Raw genomic sequence first — 17,750 nt, forward strand, 5'->3', positions numbered from 1 at the left:
CACAACGCGAGATCGGAAGCGACCATGAATACTGTGCTGAAGTCCAACACGACCTACCAACTTGACCAGCAGGCCGAATTCAGTGCCAAGCTGACCGCTGCCCATGCAAAAATCGAGAAGAGATTTCTCGATGGCGGCGCTGTTCTCGTTTCCGTGATGGACATTCTGGGCAATCTCACCGGTATTCTGGACGGGATGACCGGCACGCTGGATGGCAAGACCGCCAAAAGCAACGTCGAAGGTCTGCGCAAGACCATCGACGATCTGGCGCAATTGCCGAAGACCGAAGAAAAGCGTCAGGCCGGTTTCAAATCGCTGGCCGATATGTGCGAGTCCACCGGTGGTCATATCTACGATATCCACGAAACCATCCGCTATCTCAAGACCTTCGCGATCACGGTGAAGATCACCGGTGCCGGTCTTGCCGAATTCGCCGGCTTTGCCGATGAAATCCGTGAACGCATTCAATCCGGTGCCGATGAAGTTGGTCGCTTCGCCAAGAACCTGGATGTCATGCGCACGCAGCTCATCAAGGCGCTGTCGTTCTCGTCCCACACCAAGTCCGATTTCGATGACACCATTCCACAGATCATCAAGGGCCTGACCGAAAACTCCGCGCGCATTTCGCAGCAGCACCAGGAGATGGCGGATATCGCCGCTCAGGTCAAAAAGATCGCCCAGACCATTCAGGGCAAGATCGGGTCCGTTCTTTCATCTCTCCAGATCGGGGATATTACTCGCCAGCGTATCGAGCACATCCAAAGCTCGCTGCAATTGCTGGATGATTTCGTCGCCTCGCCTGAAGGCAAGGAACTGGATCACAACGAACATGTCATCCTCAAGGAAGCCGTGTTGCAGCTGGCCAGCGCGCAAATGGATGAGACCGCCGCCGATTTCCATCGTGACTGCGGCAAGATTTTCACCAGCATTTCGAGCTTCGCCGATGATGCCGCCCGCATTCTTTCGCTGCGCGACGAGCTAGTCGACAGAACCAAGAACGGCGAACGTAACGTGCTGGCGCTGATGGAGCAGGGCATCGTCGAAGCCTGCGCTCTCGTGGCGCGCGTTCAGGAAAGCAGCGCCGACGCCGACGAGGTGGTGCAGTCTGTCACCAGTAGCGCGCAGGAACTGTCGCGCGGTATCGAGATTCTGCGTTCCATCAAGATCGACATTCACTACATGGCGCTCAACTCGAATCTTCGCTGCTCTAAGCTGGGCGACGCTGGTCGCTCCGTGAACGTGGTCAGCGGTGAAATGCGGGTATTCGCAGGCAAGCTTGAAACGCCAGCCGATGCCATCGTCGAAGAATTGCACCGCGTTGAAACCACCACACAGCAACTGGCTAAGGAAGGGCGTGGACTGTCCGCCGATCTCGCCGCGCCGCTTAACGAAGCGCTGGAATCGGTTCGCCACGCCAAAACCCAGATGGAAACGGGCATCGAAGCGCTGGCCGAGGAAGGGCAGGCGGTGTTCAGCCGTATCAGCGCCGCCGTCGTCACGCTGGATTTCCAAAGCGAGCTGGGCAACACATTCAACGAATGCTGCCAGATCGCTGCCCAGCTTTCACAGGGCTTCAACGCCGACGTTTCAGGTTTCAGCGAAAAGATCGAACCCTTCAGCCTGCGCGTCTACAAGCTGTACACCATGGCGCAGGAACGCGACATTCACCTGCGCTTCCTGCCTGCAAATGCTGCAACATCGTCAGCCGCGCCAGCCAGCCAGCCATCCGCAGCAGATGACGACGATCTCTTCGCCGACGCTCTTTTCTAGAAAGCGTAGCGCGTCAGCTTTCCATTCTTTGTCATGAAAAGCGGGAACGAAACGCCCGCATTTCTGTTTCCTCCCCGCAGTTCAGTAAAACAACGGAGGAAACAGAAATGATTTCTGAAGATAAAATCCGCGAGCATATGGAAGTTCTTTCCGCAGATGGCAGCCACGTCGGCACCGTCGATCACATGGAAGGCACAAGCCGCATCAAACTGACCAGAACCGACTCGCAGGATGGCAAGCACCATCTCATCCCGCTGGATTGGGTCGATCACGTAGACGCCCACGTGCATCTCAGCAAGTCTGCATCGGATGTCCGCAGCGGCTGGGAAACGATGAACTGATCTCTTTATGAGATGAATATCTGAAATGCGGCCCTCTGGCCGCATTTTCTATTTCTGGAACGCGCCGTGCTCGCCCTATTTCATTCGTTCCATGATCGACACATAGTTCGCCACAGCCGTTCCGCCCATGTTGAAAACGCCCGCGAGGCTGGCGTCTGGCACCTGCATCCCTTGCGCCTCTCCCACTAACTGCATGGCGGCCATGATGTGCATCGAAACGCCGGTCGCGCCGATCGGATGCCCTTTGGACTTGAGGCCGCCGGATGGGTTGATCGGCAGGCGCCCGTCCTTGCGCGTCGTTCCATCTCGCACCACCCGGTAACCCTCGCCGGGTGCCGCCAGCCCCATGGCCTCGTATTCTATCAGCTCGGCAATGGTGAAGCAGTCGTGGGTTTCCACCAGCGACAAATCGAAGAGATTGATCCCTGCGCTATCCAGCGACTTCGACCACGCCCGCCGTGCACCCTCGAATGCAAGCGGATCGCGGCGGCTGAGGGCGATGATGTCGTTGACCTGCGTTCGCGAACGAAAACCGATGGCACGCTGCAGACTTGCCGCTGTTTCCTCATCTGCCACCACAATGGCGGCTGCACCATCTGAAATCAGCGAGCAGTCCGTTCTGCGCAGTGGCGCTGCCACATAAGGGTTCTTTTCCGAAACCGTGTTGCAGAACTCGAAGCCGAAATCCTTGCGCATGTGAGCGTAAGGATTGGCCGCGCCGTTGGCGTGGTTCTTTGCTGCAATCATCGCCAGTTCTTCGGAGCGGTCGCCGTAACGCTGAAAGTAGATCTGGGCGATGCGCCCGAACTGTCCCGCGAAACCGCCGTCTATGTCGGCTTCCTCGGCGCGGTAGCAGGCGGACAGAAGTATATCTCCGACGTCCGCTGTCGGCAGAGCGGTCATCTTCTCGGCACCCACCACAAGGGCGATGCGCCCGCGACCGGCTTCGATGAAATCCATTGCGCTGTAGAGCGCTGCTGTGCCGGTGGCGCAGGCATTTTCGAAGCGCACAGCAGGTGTGTGCGTCAGCCGTTCATCTGCCATGGCCACAAGTGCTGCCTGAAAGTCCTGCTTGGAAAAGCCATTGTTCATCACGCCGACAAAGATGCCGTCGATATCTGCGGCGTCGATACCGGCATGTTCCATGGCCGGGGCAAGAACGGAGGCCATGAGTTGCTCGGTGTTTTCGAGCGGCGATTTGCCGAACTGTCCGTGCGCCCAGCCCACGATTTGCGCTTTACCCATCCTCGGTTCCTCCCGAACCTCAGTGTGCCCTATGCAAAACCTATGATAGCAGCCCCGGAGCCTCCGCGCCTGTTCTTTCGACATACTCCGTATAGCCGCCACCATATTGGTGGATGCCGTCAGGTGTCAGTTCCAGCACGCGGTTGGACAATGCGCCGAGGAAGTGACGATCATGCGAAACGAACAGCATGGTGCCTTCATATTCACCCAGCGCCTTGATCAGCATTTCCTTGGTGTCGAGATCAAGGTGGTTGGTCGGTTCGTCCAGAACGAGGAAGTTTGGCGGGTCGAACAGCATGGCGGCCATGACCAGACGCGCCTTTTCACCACCCGAGAGAACGCGGCACTTCTTTTCGACATCGTCACCCGAAAAGCCGAAGCAGCCGGATAGCGCGCGGAGCGGCGCCTGTCCTGCCTTGGGAAAGCGCTGCTCCAGCCATTGCAGCACGGTGCTGTCACCGTCCAGCAAGTCCATGGAATGCTGCGCGAAATAGCCGAGCTTGACGCTGGCCCCCACCGTGACGGTGCCGTTATCAGGCTTTGCCGTGCCTGCGATGAGTTTGAGCAGCGTGGATTTACCGGCGCCGTTCACACCCATGATGCACCAGCGCTCCTTGCGGCGGATCATGAAATCGAGGCCTTCATAGATGCGACGCGAACCGTAAGTCTTGTGAACCTGTTTCAGCGAAACGACATCTTCGCCGGAGCGTGGCGCAGGCAGAAAGTCGAATGCAACGCTCTGCCTGCGCTTTGGCGGCTCGACGCGGTCGATCTTTTCCAGTTTCTTGACGCGGCTCTGGACCTGGGATGCATGGGACGCGCGCGCCTTGAACCGCTCGATGAACTTGATTTCCTTGGCCAGCATCGCCTGCTGACGTTCGAACTGCGCCTGCTGCTGCTTTTCGTTCTGCGCGCGCTGCTGCTCGTAGAAACCATAGTCGCCGGAATAGCTGGTCAGCGAGCCGGCATCGATCTCGATGATTTTATTGACGATGCGGTTCATGAACTCGCGGTCGTGCGAGGTCATCAAAAGCGCGCCGTCATAGGTCTTCAGGAAGTTTTCGAGCCATATGAGGCTCTCGATATCCAAGTGGTTGCTCGGCTCATCGAGCAGCATCACATCTGGCCTCATCAACAGAATGCGGGCCAGCGCCACGCGCATCTTCCAGCCGCCCGAGAGCTTGCCGACATCGCCGTCCATCATTTCCTGGCTGAAGCTCAAACCGGCCAGAACCTCGCGGGCGCGGCCTTCCAGAGAGTATCCGTCCAGCTCTTCGTAGCGGGCCTGCACTTCGCCATAACGCTCGATGATCTCATCCATCTGGTCGAACTGATCGGGATCGACCATCCGTGCCTCGAGTTCACGCAGTTCGGTCGCAACGGCGCTGACGGGGCCTGCACCTTCCATGGCTTCGGCCACCGCGCTGCGGCCCGTCATTTCGCCGACATCCTGATTGAAGTAGCCGATGGTGACGTGCTTGTCGGAAGCGACCTGACCCTCATCAGGCTGTTCCTGCCCGGTGATCATGCGAAACAGCGTGGTCTTGCCCGCACCGTTTGGGCCGACCAAGCCGACCTTTTCTCCGCGATTAAGCGCAGCCGAGGCCTCGATAAAGAGGATGCGATGGCTGGCGGATTTGCTGATGTTTTCGATGCGGATCATAGAGGCGTAACCGATAAGCTGGGAGTTTGGCGTCCCTATGCCATGTCAGGCCTTCACTGTCATCAGATGAATCGCCGTGGAATACTTGTGAAATTTTTTGGAATGGATATTCCATATTGCAAGTGGGATGAAAAACAAGGGAGATGTCATGATCGCAAACGCGGCCCCAGCAACGGTGGAAGCCTTTCAGGAGCGGTTGCTGGAAGTGACTGACAGCCTGCCGAAACGCCTGCGCCAATGCGCTGACTACATCGCTTCCAATGCGGACCGTATCGCAGTCTCGACGGTGGCAGAGCTGGCGGAAGTCGCTGGTGTCCAGCCATCCGCCGTTATGCGGTTTAGCCAGATCATGGGTTTCTCCGGCTATTCGCAGATGCAGAAGCTGTTTCGCGAGCATTACACCGGCGGCTGGCCGGATTACACCACGCGGTTAAGCAACCTGCGCAACAATGGCGAAGACGGCGGTGCACTGCTGCTGGCCGAATTCGTGGATGCGGGCCGCGCCTCGCTGGAAAGTGTGTTGAACACCGTCGATCCGCAGGAGTTCGAAACCGCGATCGAGGTCCTTACTAAAGCCGCGACTATTCACATCATCGGTTTCCGCCGTTCATTCGCAGTCGCTAGTTATCTGGCCTATGCCTTTGAAAAAATGGGCGTTCCCGCCATGCTGCATGCCTCGGTCGGACAATTGCACAATGAAAGCGCGATCCGCACCGGCGATGTCGTGCTTGCCATAACCTTTTCCCCCTACTCGGCGGAGACGATGGACCTCGTCTCCTCCAGCCTTTCACGACGCATCCCGGTCGTCGCGTTGACGGACACGGCAGTCAGCCCGATGCGAAAGCTTGGAGCGACGATTCTGGCCGTTTCGGAAGTCGATTTCGGCGCGTTTCGCTCGCTTTCGGCCACTTTGTGTGTTGCAATCGCACTGGCTGTCGGTGTCGGAACGCACCGCCAAAATTGAATATTTATGTTGAAAATGGAGAAAATGGAATTTATAGTCCAAAAATAACCTGAAATGGAATGATAGTGGAGTGTCATTCCAGAGGCGGGATTCGCGTGACAGCGAGGGAGGACGGTCGTGAAAAAGCTCGATCTCATTACCATTGGCCGTTCGTCGGTTGATCTTTATGGCGCGCAGGTTGGCGGTCGGCTGGAGGATATGTCATCCTTCAACAAATACATTGGCGGTTCGCCCACCAATATCGCCGCCGGTGGCGCGCGGCTGGGCCTGAAGACCGCCGTCATCACCCGCGTGGGTGACGAGCATATGGGCCGGTTCATCCGCGAACAGCTAATCCGCGAAGGCGTCGATATCAGAGGCGTGAAGACCGACCCGGAGCGCCTGACGGCGCTGGTGCTGCTCGGCATTCGCGACCAGTCGCAATTTCCGCTGATCTTCTACCGCGAAAACTGCGCCGATATGGCGCTGTGCGAAGACGATATCGATCCCGCCTTCATTGCCGATGCCGGATGCGTCTGCGCCACCGGCACCCATCTGTCCAACCCCAAGACGGAAGCCGCCGTTTTGAAGGCGTTGAACCTCGCGCGGGAAAACGGTGCAAAGACAGCGCTCGACATCGACTACCGTCCAAACCTCTGGGGCGTCGCAGGCCATGGCGATGGCGAAAGCCGTTTCGTGGAATCCGAAAAAGTCACGGCCAAGCTACAATCGACCCTGCATCTGTTCGACCTCATCGTCGGAACGGAAGAGGAGTTCCACATTGCCGGTGGTTCCACCGATACGCTGGAAGCGCTGAGGGCCGTCCGCAAGGTTTCGCAAGCGACCTTGGTCTGCAAGCGCGGCCCCATGGGCGCATCCGTTTTTCCGGGCGATATTCCCGCCAGTCTCGATGACGGCGAATCCGGCGAGGGTTTCCCCATCGAGGTTTTCAACGTATTGGGTGCAGGCGACGGCTTCATGGCTGGCCTGTTCCGCGGTTGGCTGCGTGGCGAGGACTGGCCGACAACGCTGAAATACGCCAATGCCTGCGGCGCCTTCGCCGTCTCCCGCCACGGCTGCACGCCCGCTTACCCAAGCTGGGAAGAGCTGCAATATTTCTTCCGTGCCGGGATCAAGAACAAGGCGCTGCGCAAGGACGAGGCGCTGGAGCAGGTGCATTGGGCCACCAACCGCAAGGGTGACTGGAACACCATGCGCGTCTTCGCCTTTGATCACCGCATGCAATTGGAAGCGATGGCGGATGAGGCCGGTGTCGATCATGGCAAGATTGGCGACTTCAAGACACTTTGCCTGAAGGCAGCCCTTCAGGTGTCCGGCGGCGAAGCCGGATACGGCATTCTCTGCGACAGCCGCTTGGGCCGCGACGCGCTTTATGAGGCGAGCGGCACCAATCTCTGGATTGGCCGCCCGGTGGAATGGCCTGGCTCTCGTCCGCTAACGCTGGAGCCCGAACTCGGCCTCGATTTCGGCGGCCTGAATGAATGGCCTGCCAACAATGTCGTCAAAGTCCTGTGTTTCTATCACCCGGATGATGCCGAGGATTTGCGCAGGCAACAGGAAGACACGGTGCTTCGCCTCTTCCAAGCCGCGCGTCGCAACCGGCTGGAACTGTTGCTGGAAGTGATCCCATCCAAGGTCGGTGCCGTGGATGACACGACAACGGCCAAGATTATCGACCGTTTCTATAAGATCGGCGTCTACCCCGACTGGTGGAAGCTGGAGCCGATGAAAAGCAAGGCGGCGTGGAAGAACGCGACCGACGCGGTGCAGCGCAACGACGCCTATGTGCGCGGCATCGTGGTGCTGGGTCTGGATGCGCCACAGGCGGAGCTGGAGGAGAGCTTCCGTCTGGCGGCAGGTTTCAATCTCGTCAAAGGCTTTGCCGTGGGCCGCACGATTTTTGCGGATGCTGGCCGGGCATGGCTTTCCGGCAAGATGAGTGACGAGGAGGCCGTCGCTCAAATGGCGGATCGCTACAGCGCGCTCTGCCGCATCTGGGATGAGGCGCGGGCCGCAGGAAACAAGGGAGAGGCAGCGTGACGACATTACGTTTGACGGCAGCGCAGGCAATGGTGCGCTATCTGGCCGCGCAATTGAACGAGGATGGCGACACCTATATCGCCGGTGTCTGGGCCATCTTCGGCCACGGCAATGTCGCCGGTATCGGTGAGGCGCTCTATGGCATTCGCGATGAGTTGAAGACCTATCGTGGCCAGAACGAGCAATCCATGGCCCATGCCGCCATCGCCTACGCAAAACAACTCGGCCGACGCCGCGCCATGGCGGTTACATCCTCCATCGGCCCCGGCGCGACGAATATGGTCACGGCTGCCGCACTGGCCCATGTCAACCGTCTGCCTGTCCTGCTCATCCCCGGCGATGTCTTCGCCAATCGTGGCCCCGACCCCGTTTTGCAGCAGATCGAGGATTTCGGTGACGGCACCGTCTCGGCCAATGATTGCTTCAAACCCGTCAGCCGTTATTTCGACCGTATCACGCGCCCGGAACAGCTTCTGACTGCCTTGCCACGCGCCATGCGCACCATGACCGACCCCGCCGATTGCGGCCCCGTCACGCTGGCTTTCTGTCAGGATGTGCAGGCGGAAGCTTACGATTATCCGGCCAGTTTTTTCGAGAAAAAAGTCTGGCGTCAGCGCCGTCCTGAACCCGATGTCGCGGAATTCGAGGAAGCCGTTGCCGCGCTGAAGGCTGCGAAGACCCCGGTTATCGTTGCCGGTGGTGGCGTTCACTTTTCCGGCGCGACTGACACGTTGAAAAACTTCGCAGAGCGACACTCCATTCCCGTCATCGAAACGCAGGCCGGTAAATCCGCCCTTGCCTGGGACCACGATCTGAACTTCGGCCCCGTGGGCGTGACGGGTGCAGACAGTGCCAATGCGATTGCCGAAAAGGCCGATCTCGTCTTCGGCATCGGCACCCGCTTTCAGGATTTCACCACCGGCTCCTGGGCGCTGTTCAAGAACCCGGATCGCAAGCTGCTGGCGCTCAACGTCCAGCCCTATGACAGCGCCAAGCACAATGCCATCAGCCTGACGGCGGATGCCAAAGTCGGATTGGAAAAGCTTTCAAATGCCTTGGAAGGCCACCGTTTTACGGCACCTGACATCGCCCTGAAACAGCGATGGTTTGCCAAGGCCGATGCCGTAACGGCAGCACCTGTCGAAGCCAACAGCCTGCCCACCGACATGCAGGTCATCGGCGCGGTACAACGCGCATCGCGTGACAACACCGTCGTCATGTGCGCGGCAGGCACAATGCCGGGCGAGTTGCACCAGCTGTGGAAGGCCAAGCTGCCGTTGTCCTACCACATGGAATACGGCTTCTCCTGCATGGGTTACGAGATTGCCGGTGGCCTCGGCATCAAGATGGCGCAGCCGCATCGTGACGTGATCGTCATGGTGGGGGATGGCTCCTACATGATGATGAATTCGGAACTTGCCACCGCCGTTGCCATGGGCGTGAAGATCACCCTCGTCATCACCGATAACAGGGGTTACGGCTGCATCAACCGGCTGCAAATGGGCACCGGCGGGGCGGAGTTCAACAATCTCTACGCCCACACCAACCATACCAACCCAATCGCCATCGATTTCACCGCCCACGCCGCCAGCATGGGTGCGGATGCCCACAAGGTGTCCTCGATTGCGGAGTTGGAAACAGCACTGAATGCGGCGCGTGAGGCGACGGTAACGACCGTCATCGCCATCGATACCGACCCCTATCCCACACCGGATGCCGGTGGTTACTGGTGGGATGTGGCGGTGCCGGAGGTGTCTGAGCGCACGGAAGTCAACAATGCACGCGCTGCTTACGAAGCCGCGTTGAAGGAAAGACAGTAAGATGATCCTTTACGGCACCAACCCCATTGCCTGGAGCAATGACGATGACCGCACGCTGGGCGCCCATATCAGCCTCGATCAATGTTTGGACGAGACATCCAAGATCGGTTTCGATGGCATCGAGAAAGGCCACAAGTTCCCGCAGCAGCCGGACGCGCTGAAAGCGGTGCTGGCGCCGCGCAATCTGCGCTATGTTTCAGGCTGGCATTCGCTGAACCTTTTGACGCATTCCATAGAAGACGAGAAGGCAGCCATGCAGCCTGCGCTCGATCTCCTGAAAGCCATGGGCTCGAAAGTCATCATTGTCTGCGAAACGTCCAATGCCATTCACGGCGATGAAGGTAAGCCGGTCAACGACCGTCCAAAGCTTGCCGATAGCGATTGGGCGGCGTTCGGCGCTGGCGTCGAGGCGCTGGCGGCATGCGCTGCCGAGCAGGGCGTTGCGCTCGTCTACCATCACCACATGGGCACCATCATCGAAAGCGAAGACGAAATCGACCGCCTAATGGAAGCCACCGGCCCGCACGCCAAGCTGCTGCTGGACACCGGTCACACGCTGTTCGGCGGTGGGGATCCCGCACGTCTCGCCCGCAAGCATATGGCCCGCGTCGGCCACATCCACGCGAAGAACGTCCGGCCTGAGATTGCCAGCCAAGTGCGCAACGAAAATCTATCCTTCCTCGAAGGCGTACGCCGTGGCGTGTTCACCGTTCCCGGTGATACGGATGGCGGCGTCGATTTCCCATCCGTGCTGAAAATTGCCGCCGAACATGGCTATAGCGGCTGGTTGGTGATCGAAGCAGAGCAGGACCCTGACGTTCGCAATCCCTTCGAATATCAAAGCCTCGGGCTTAAATCGCTTCGGGCATATGCCAGAGAAGCCGGGCTTGATAAAGCCTGAATGAGGAGATGAGTGATGGCAAATCTGCTGCGCAAGCCGACCGGTCAGTCTGGCAAGGTCCATGATATCACGCCTGAGAGTGCGGAATGGGGCTATGTCGGTTTCGGTCTCTACCGGCTGAAACCGGGTGAGACCGCCAGCGAGGAAACCGGGGATACCGAAGTCATTCTCGTCTTGGTGGAAGGCAAGGCGGAAGTGTCTTCCGAAGACAAGAATTTCGGCGAACTCGGCGACCGCATGAATGTCTTCGAGCGCAAACCACCGCATTGCGTCTATATTCCCGCCGGTTCCTCGTGGTCGGTCAAGGCCACGACCGATTGCACCATCGGCGTCTGCACCGCACCCGCCAAGCCGGGCAGGCAAGCGCAGGTCATTGGCCCTACAGGCATTTCGCTCAGCGAACGCGGCAAGGGTGCCAACACCCGCTACATCTTCCCCATCGCCATGGAAGATCGCGATGTGGCCGATAGCCTCTTGGTCACGGAAGTCTTCACCCCCTCCGGCCACTGGTCGTCCTACCCGCCGCACCGGCATGACGAGGATAATTTCCCCGACATGACCTATCTGGAAGAAACCTACTACCACCGCCTCAACCCTGCCAAGGGCTTCGGTTTTCAGCGGGTGTTTACGGAAGATGGATCGCTGGATGAAACCATGGCGGTTTCCGATGGTGACGTGGTGCTGGTGCCGAAGGGGCATCACCCCTGCGGCGCGCCCTATGGGTATGAGATGTACTATCTCAATGTGATGGCGGGGCCGATGCGCAAATGGCGATTCCAGAACCACCCGGATCATGATTGGATTTTTCAGCGGGATAATGGGTGAGGGTGGCACACGCGGCTAACCCCCTCTGCCTGCTGGCATCTCTCCCACAAGGGGGTGGATCGGGCTGACGGCAATTGTTTGACCTGTTGCAGTGATGGAATGACAGCTGCAACGGTAGCAACCCTCATCCTGAGGTGCCCCGCAGGGGCCTCGAAGGACGAGGGTTGCGGCACGAGCGCGCAGAGTGCGCGGCGGATGCTTCGAGGCTTTGCCCTTCGGCCAAAGCACCTCAGCATGAGGGCGGAGGGTGTGGTTAGCCGACGAGATCACACGGAGTGGATAATAGGACGCAACGCAGAACCCTCATCCACCATCCTTAGACAAGCTCAGGATGATGCAGGAGGGGCGGAAGGGGACGCAACCCTGCCGCTTGGCGAACGTGCGTAAAACGCCGCCCGCCAAACAAAACAGAGTGCGCCCCTACACATCAACCCTGCGGCTGCTTCGTCTTTCGCAAATACGGCAACACCGTATCGAACGAACCAAACCGCGTAATCGCATCCTCGTTCGAAACCGCCGCCGTGATGATCACATCTTCGCCCTGCTTCCAGTTGGCTGGCGTCGCCACATGGTGCTTCGCCGTCAGCTGGATAGAGTCGATCGTGCGCAGGATTTCATCGAAGTTGCGGCCTGTCGTCATCGGGTAGGTTAGGATCAGCTTGATCTTCTTGTCGGGGCCGATGACGTAGACCGAGCGGACGGTGGCGTTATCGGCGGGCGTGCGGCCCTCGGAGCTTTCGCCCGCGTCATCCGGCAGCATGTCATAGAGCTTGGCGACCTTGAGATCCTTGTCGCCGATCAGTGGGTAGGCGACCTCGAAGCCGGTGGCGGTCTGAATGTCCTGTTTCCATTTGGAGTGGCTCTCCACCGGATCGACTGAAATGCCGATGACCTTCACATTGCGCTTCTTGAATTCACCATCCAGACCCGCCATTGCGCCAAGTTCTGTTGTGCAGACGGGCGTAAAGTTCTTCGGGTGAGAGAACAGAACAGCCCAGCTATCGCCGATCCACTCATGGAAATTGATAGGTCCCTGAGTTGTATCCGCGGTAAAGTCGGGGGCGGTCTGGTTGATACGCAACGTCATGTCATGCTCCAAGCATAGGGTTAGATATTGAGTTTGACGTGTTGTAAGACTTATGTCACCGGATAAACGACCAGTGAAACGGCTCAAGCTAGGATCGTAATCCTCGTCTGCGTAATCTGAAGGAATGGTTTTGCGTCACCATTCACACGTCGATTCCGCGCAATCTCTCGCACATTATTGTGGCAACTCTGCCGCACCTAGAGGTTTAGTTGGCGCGGGGCCTGTAAACAGGGTTGGCGTTCCCCGCCACTTCTCCTAGAGTGCCTGCATCAACCTAACGAGGGAGGTATTTTATGGCATATTTTTCCAACTCCCCGGTGGCGTCAGCCGATCTGGCCTGAGACGCTCTTTCTCTTTTCATCAAGAGCCTGTTTCTCTTCCGTGCGAAGAGGCAATTGCGTGACGACCGGCTGGTCCGGTTTCGTCTAGTTTTCCTGAATTTTATCGCGCTGCCACGTCGCGCGATTTTCCTCTTTCAATCTATCTATGGGACCGGCAAGTGCCGGAAGCTAGTCATGTCTTTTGGTTTGAAAATACTCCGTAGTCAGGCGTTTCGCAGCGTTTTTCGCTTCTGTTGGACCCATTGGCGTCAACAGCCCGGTCGTGTAGCCTTCATGCTCTGCGCCGTGCTGTTTTCAACGCTAGCCGATGTGCTGACACCCATGTTCGCGGGCCGTTTGGTCGATGCCGTCGTGTCTGGCAGCGCCAGTGACGCAGCGGCGTGGAACAGCGCGCTCTCGGCATTCGCCTGGTTGATGAGCCTTGCCGTGCTCGCGGTGATCCTTCGTCATGCGACGTTTATGACCATCATCAGCTTCACGCTGAGATCGATGACCGATATCGCAGCCGACTCGTTTCATCGCATCCAACGTTTCTCGTCGGACTGGCATGCCAACAGCTTTGCCGGATCGACGGTGCGTAAGGTCACGCGCGGCATGTGGGCGCTGGATATTCTCAACGATACCGTCTTCGTTGCGCTGTTTCCATCCATCATTATGCTGGTCGGATCAACGATCTTGATGACGTGGTACTGGCCGATGATGGGTCTGCTGGTCGGGCTTGGCTCGCTGCTGTTCGTCATCATCACGGTGTGCATGGCGCTGGGCTATGTCGCGCCCATGGCCAGTCTTGCCAACAATTGGGACACCCGCATGGGCGGTGCGCTTGCCGATGCCGTGACCTGCAACGCTGTCGTCAAGGCCTTCGGAGCCGAGGAGCGGGAAGACCAGCGCCTGTCGCGTGTCGTCAGCAAATGGAAGGACCGGACACGCCGCACATGGACCCGCGGCACCATCAATGGCACGCTGCAGGCCAGCCTGCTGAGCGTCATGCGCGCAGGCGTGATCGGGCTTGCATTGATGCTGTGGGCGAGCGGTAACGCCAATGCGGGGGATGTCACCTTCGTGCTGACGGCCTTCTTCATCCTGCAAGGATATTTGCGTGAAATCGGCATGCATATCCGTAACTTGCAGCGTTCGGTGAATGACATGGAGGAACTCGTCTCCATCCATTCGCAGCCACTGGGCATCGAAGATGTGTCCTACGCAAAAACGCTTGTCATCAATGAGGGAAAGATCGAGTTCGACCGGGTGAGCTTCCATTACGGCAGGCATCTGGCGCCGCTCTACAAAGACTTCTCCGTCACCATCAAGCCGGGCGAGCGCGTGGGTCTGGTCGGGCATTCCGGTTCGGGCAAGACGACATTCATCAAGCTCATTCAGCGGCTTCATGATGTCAGCCATGGCACGATCAGCATCGACGGGCAGGATATTTCGCAGGTGTCGCAGGCGTCGCTGCGCCAGCAGATTGCCATCGTGCAGCAAGAGCCGATCCTGTTTCATCGGTCGCTGGCCGAAAACATTGCCTATGCGCGACCCAATGCGACACAGCGGCAGATCGAACATGCGGCACAGCTCGCCAGCGCGCATGGCTTTATCTCCGCTCTGCCGAAGGGATATGGCACGCTGGTGGGGGAACGCGGCATTAAGCTTTCCGGTGGCGAGCGCCAGCGTATTGCCATTGCCCGGGCGTTTCTGGCGGATGCACCTATCCTCATTCTCGACGAGGCAACATCGAGCCTGGATTCGGAATCGGAGATGCTGATCCAGACGGCGATGGAACGTCTGATGCAGGGCCGCACGACGCTGGTCGTGGCGCACCGCCTGTCGACGGTTCGCTCGCTGGACCGGCTGCTGGTGTTCGATCATGGCGAGATTGCCGAGGAAGGAACGCATGTCAGCCTCATCCAAAAGAAGGGCGGCATCTATCGCGGCCTTTTCGAACGGCAGGCGCTGGAGCTGACCAAGGGTCTGGTCATGGACGTCAACTGATAGAAAATGGCCCACGCTGCAGGGATGCGGCGTGGGCCCAATGGATCAGCGCCAGCCAAGTTCTGGCGCGACATATTTCAAAATGGAATCGAGCACATGGACATTGTAGTCGACGCCCAGCTGGTTGGGGATCGTCAGCAGCAATGTATCGGCTTCGGCCACGGCCTCGTCCTGCGCCAGTTCCTTGATCAGCGCATCCGGCTCAGCGGCATATGACCGACCGAAAATCGCGCGGGTTGACGCGTCGATATAGCCGATGCTGTCGCTTTCCTTACTTCCACCGCCGAAATAGGCGCGGTCACGGTCATCCACCAGCGCAAAAATGCTGCGGCTGACGGAGACGCGCGGAGTGCGGGTGTGGCCCGCTTCCTTCCATGCCTCTCGGTAAGCGCGGATTTGCGCCGCTTGCTGAACGTGGAAGGGCTCGCCCGTCTCATCGTTCTTCAGCGTCGAGCTTTGCAGGTTCATACCCAGCTTGGCGGCCCATACCGCCGTAGCATTGGAACTCGCACCCCACCAGATGCGGTCGCGCAAACCTTCCGAATGCGGCTCAAGACGCAGGAGGCCGGGCGGATTGGGAAACATCGGGCGTGGATTGGGTTCGGCAAAGCCTTCGCCTTTCAGCACCTCCAAAAACACTTCGGCATTGTGGCGACCCATATCGGCATCGCTTGTGCCTTCCTTCGGTTGAAAGCCGAAATAGCGCCAGCCTTCGATGACCTGCTCAGGCGAACCGCGGCTGATACCCAATTGTAGACGACCTTCCGAAATCAGGTCCGCAGAGCCTGCGTCTTCCGCCATGTAGAGCGGATTTTCATAGCGCATGTCGATCACGCCGGTGCCAATTTCAATGGTCTTTGTCCGGGCGCCAACGGCTGCCAGCAGTGGAAAGGGCGAGGCAAGCTGACGGGCAAAGTGGTGGACGCGAAAATACGCGCCATCGACGCCGATCTCTTCAGCAGCCACGGCAAGTTCGATGGATTGTTTCAGCACGTCCTTAGGGGTGCGCGTCTGCGAATGCGCGCCGGGGCTCCAGTGACCGAAAGACAGAAAGCCAATCTTCTTCATGATATTCACCTGAATTGCATATGTTTCGTTGCCAGACATATAGTGTGCAAATCGCGGAATGTACGGCCAAGATTGTGAACAGTCTGTTCAGACCTCGCCAATAGGACGGTCTAGTTTCGCCGCTTATCCGCAAGTGAGAGTGCCGAGTCGGTGTCGCCGAGCGGCAAATCCAGCCCCTCAAACAGCCTGTTTTGAGGTGCCACACAAAAAAGATTCGATCCAAATCGTTTGAAAAATCCTTGCCGCCAAAAAAGGCTTGGATAGTTATCTCCTTCAAGACAATAGTGTTTCCCGTGATGAGAAATCGATCATCTGCTTCTGTAGAAGTCATCGATAACGACGGTAAACATTAACGAGGAGGAAATACCTTGGCACGAATTACGCTCCGCCAATTGCTCGATCACGCAGCCGAACACGGTTATGGCGTGCCTGCTTTCAACATCAACAATATGGAACAGGCGCTGGCAATTATGGAAGCGGCGGATGCGACGAATTCGCCCGTCATTATGCAGGCATCGCGCGGCGCACGTGCTTATGCAAACGACATCATGCTCAAGCACATGATGGATGCGGTGGTTGAAATCTACCCGCATATTCCTGTCTGCGTCCATCTGGACCATGGCAACGAGGCGGCAAGCTGCATGACGGCCATGCAGGCTGGTTTCACATCCGTCATGATGGATGGTTCGCTGAAGGCTGACGGCAAGACCCCCGGCGATTGGGATTACAACGTTGGCGTCACCCGCCAGGTCACGACCATGGCACACTACGGCGGCATCTCCGTCGAGGGCGAACTCGGTGTTCTCGGCTCGCTGGAAACCGGCATGGGCGAGGCCGAAGACGGCCACGGTGCTGAAGGTGTTCTCTCGCACGACCAACTGCTGACCGACCCGGATGAGGCCGTCAAGTTCGTGCAGGAAACCAAGGTCGATGCGCTGGCCGTCGCCATGGGCACAAGCCACGGTGCTTACAAGTTCACCCGTAGACCTGACGGTTCCGTGCTGGCCATGAACGTCATCGAGGAAATTCATAACAAGCTGCCCAACACGCACCTCGTCATGCATGGTTCATCGACTGTGCCTCAGGATTTGCAGGACATCATCAACGCCTATGGCGGCGCCATCAAGCCGACCTGGGGTGTGCCGATCGAGGAAATCCAGCGCGGAATCAAGAACGGCGTTCGCAAAATCAACATCGACACCGACTGCCGCATGGCCATCACCGGCCAGATCCGCAAGGTTATGGCGGAAGACCCAGCGGAATTCGATCTGCGCAAATATCTGAAGCCAGCGCGCGAGGCTATGACGAAGCTCTGTAAGGAACGCTTCGAGTTGTTTTGGACGGAAGGTCAGGCTTCGAAGATCACGCCTATTCCGCTTCGGGATATGGCGAAGCGTTACGCGTCGGGTGAACTCGACCCGGTTGTTTCCTAAGCGGTTGAGGGAGGCTTAAGCCTCTCAATCGTCATGCTCAGGCTCGTCCCGAGCATCTGCTACGGTTCGTCTTGCGCGACGGTAGTGGCTCTTGAAGCAGATAAGAAAACCAAAAAAGCCGGAAGCGATGAATTCGCCTCCGGCTTTTTCTGTTTCTGGCACAAGCCCGCGTCGCAGCCTGCTTGAGCGGTAGTAGACCCTCGGGACAGGCCCGAGGGTGACGAACGCGGGGGTGGTGCTACAAAAACCGGAGGCAGCGAACT

General features: G+C 58.3%; 13 protein-coding genes. 9 read left to right on the forward strand and 4 right to left on the reverse strand.

The window, feature by feature from the left end; translation table 11 throughout:
• Nucleotides 1-24 precede the first annotated feature (24 nt).
• Both HRR99_RS21925 and HRR99_RS21930 read left to right on the forward strand, forming a co-directional pair.
• Nucleotides 25-1,770 carry a methyl-accepting chemotaxis domain-containing protein gene (locus HRR99_RS21925; RefSeq protein WP_233124880.1) on the forward strand — a complete coding sequence of 582 codons (1,746 nt, stop codon included), beginning with the start codon at nt 25-27 and terminating at the stop codon, nt 1,768-1,770.
• 107 nt (nt 1,771-1,877) lie between these two features.
• Nucleotides 1,878-2,111 carry a DUF2171 domain-containing protein gene (locus HRR99_RS21930; RefSeq protein WP_111841399.1) on the forward strand — a complete coding sequence of 78 codons (234 nt, stop codon included), beginning with the start codon at nt 1,878-1,880 and terminating at the stop codon, nt 2,109-2,111.
• A 75-nt stretch (nt 2,112-2,186) separates the two neighbouring features.
• Here HRR99_RS21930 and HRR99_RS21935 read toward each other — a convergent pair whose 3' ends face one another.
• Complete coding sequence (locus HRR99_RS21935) at nt 2,187-3,356, reverse strand: acetyl-CoA acetyltransferase (RefSeq protein ID WP_111841398.1); 1,170 nt, start codon at nt 3,354-3,356, stop codon at nt 2,187-2,189.
• A gap of 40 nt (nt 3,357-3,396) precedes the next feature.
• Nucleotides 3,397-5,019 (reverse strand): ABC-F family ATP-binding cassette domain-containing protein, encoded by a 1,623-nt coding sequence (locus tag HRR99_RS21940; RefSeq protein ID WP_233124881.1) that lies wholly within the window; start codon nt 5,017-5,019, stop codon nt 3,397-3,399.
• A 148-nt stretch (nt 5,020-5,167) separates the two neighbouring features.
• On the opposite strand from HRR99_RS21940, the gene HRR99_RS21945 reads away from it, so the two are divergent.
• From HRR99_RS21945 to iolB, 5 genes are all read left to right on the forward strand, one after another.
• Nucleotides 5,168-5,983: a MurR/RpiR family transcriptional regulator gene (locus HRR99_RS21945; RefSeq protein ID WP_233124882.1), complete on the forward strand. Its 816-nt coding sequence runs from the start codon at nt 5,168-5,170 to the stop codon at nt 5,981-5,983.
• A gap of 117 nt (nt 5,984-6,100) precedes the next feature.
• Nucleotides 6,101-8,023: a bifunctional 5-dehydro-2-deoxygluconokinase/5-dehydro-2-deoxyphosphogluconate aldolase gene (locus HRR99_RS21950; protein WP_233124883.1), complete on the forward strand. Its 1,923-nt coding sequence runs from the start codon at nt 6,101-6,103 to the stop codon at nt 8,021-8,023.
• Entirely contained in the window at nt 8,020-9,843 is a 1,824-nt protein-coding gene (gene iolD / locus HRR99_RS21955; RefSeq protein ID WP_233124884.1) for a 3D-(3,5/4)-trihydroxycyclohexane-1,2-dione acylhydrolase (decyclizing), read from the forward strand. Before HRR99_RS21950 ends, iolD begins: the two co-directional genes overlap by 4 nt.
• Before the next feature lies 1 nt (nt 9,844).
• Nucleotides 9,845-10,744, forward strand: coding sequence for a myo-inosose-2 dehydratase (gene iolE / locus HRR99_RS21960; RefSeq protein ID WP_233124885.1), 900 nt, complete (start codon nt 9,845-9,847; stop codon nt 10,742-10,744).
• Nucleotides 10,745-10,759: 15 nt separating this feature from the next.
• Entirely contained in the window at nt 10,760-11,569 is an 810-nt protein-coding gene (iolB, locus tag HRR99_RS21965) for a 5-deoxy-glucuronate isomerase (RefSeq protein WP_233124886.1), read from the forward strand.
• A gap of 427 nt (nt 11,570-11,996) precedes the next feature.
• On the opposite strand, the gene HRR99_RS21970 is transcribed toward iolB, so the two are convergent.
• Nucleotides 11,997-12,656: a peroxiredoxin gene (locus tag HRR99_RS21970; protein ID WP_233124887.1), complete on the reverse strand. Its 660-nt coding sequence runs from the start codon at nt 12,654-12,656 to the stop codon at nt 11,997-11,999.
• 515 nt (nt 12,657-13,171) lie between these two features.
• Between HRR99_RS21970 and HRR99_RS21975 the strand changes: the two genes are divergently transcribed.
• Nucleotides 13,172-14,986 (forward strand): ABC transporter ATP-binding protein, encoded by a 1,815-nt coding sequence (locus HRR99_RS21975; protein ID WP_233124888.1) that lies wholly within the window; start codon nt 13,172-13,174, stop codon nt 14,984-14,986.
• Nucleotides 14,987-15,031: 45 nt separating this feature from the next.
• Here the strand turns inward: HRR99_RS21975 and HRR99_RS21980 are convergent, their stop codons facing one another.
• On the reverse strand, nt 15,032-16,054 hold the full coding sequence (locus HRR99_RS21980) for an LLM class flavin-dependent oxidoreductase (RefSeq protein WP_233124889.1): 1,023 nt from the start codon (nt 16,052-16,054) through the stop codon (nt 15,032-15,034).
• 368 nt (nt 16,055-16,422) lie between these two features.
• On the opposite strand from HRR99_RS21980, the gene fba reads away from it, so the two are divergent.
• Nucleotides 16,423-17,487 carry a class II fructose-bisphosphate aldolase gene (fba, locus tag HRR99_RS21985; RefSeq protein WP_233124890.1) on the forward strand — a complete coding sequence of 355 codons (1,065 nt, stop codon included), beginning with the start codon at nt 16,423-16,425 and terminating at the stop codon, nt 17,485-17,487.
• Nucleotides 17,488-17,750: the final 263 nt, after the last annotated feature.

It is taken from the genome of Agrobacterium vaccinii (assembly GCF_021310995.1).
GTDB classification, from domain to species: Bacteria; Pseudomonadota; Alphaproteobacteria; order Rhizobiales; family Rhizobiaceae; genus Agrobacterium; species Agrobacterium vaccinii.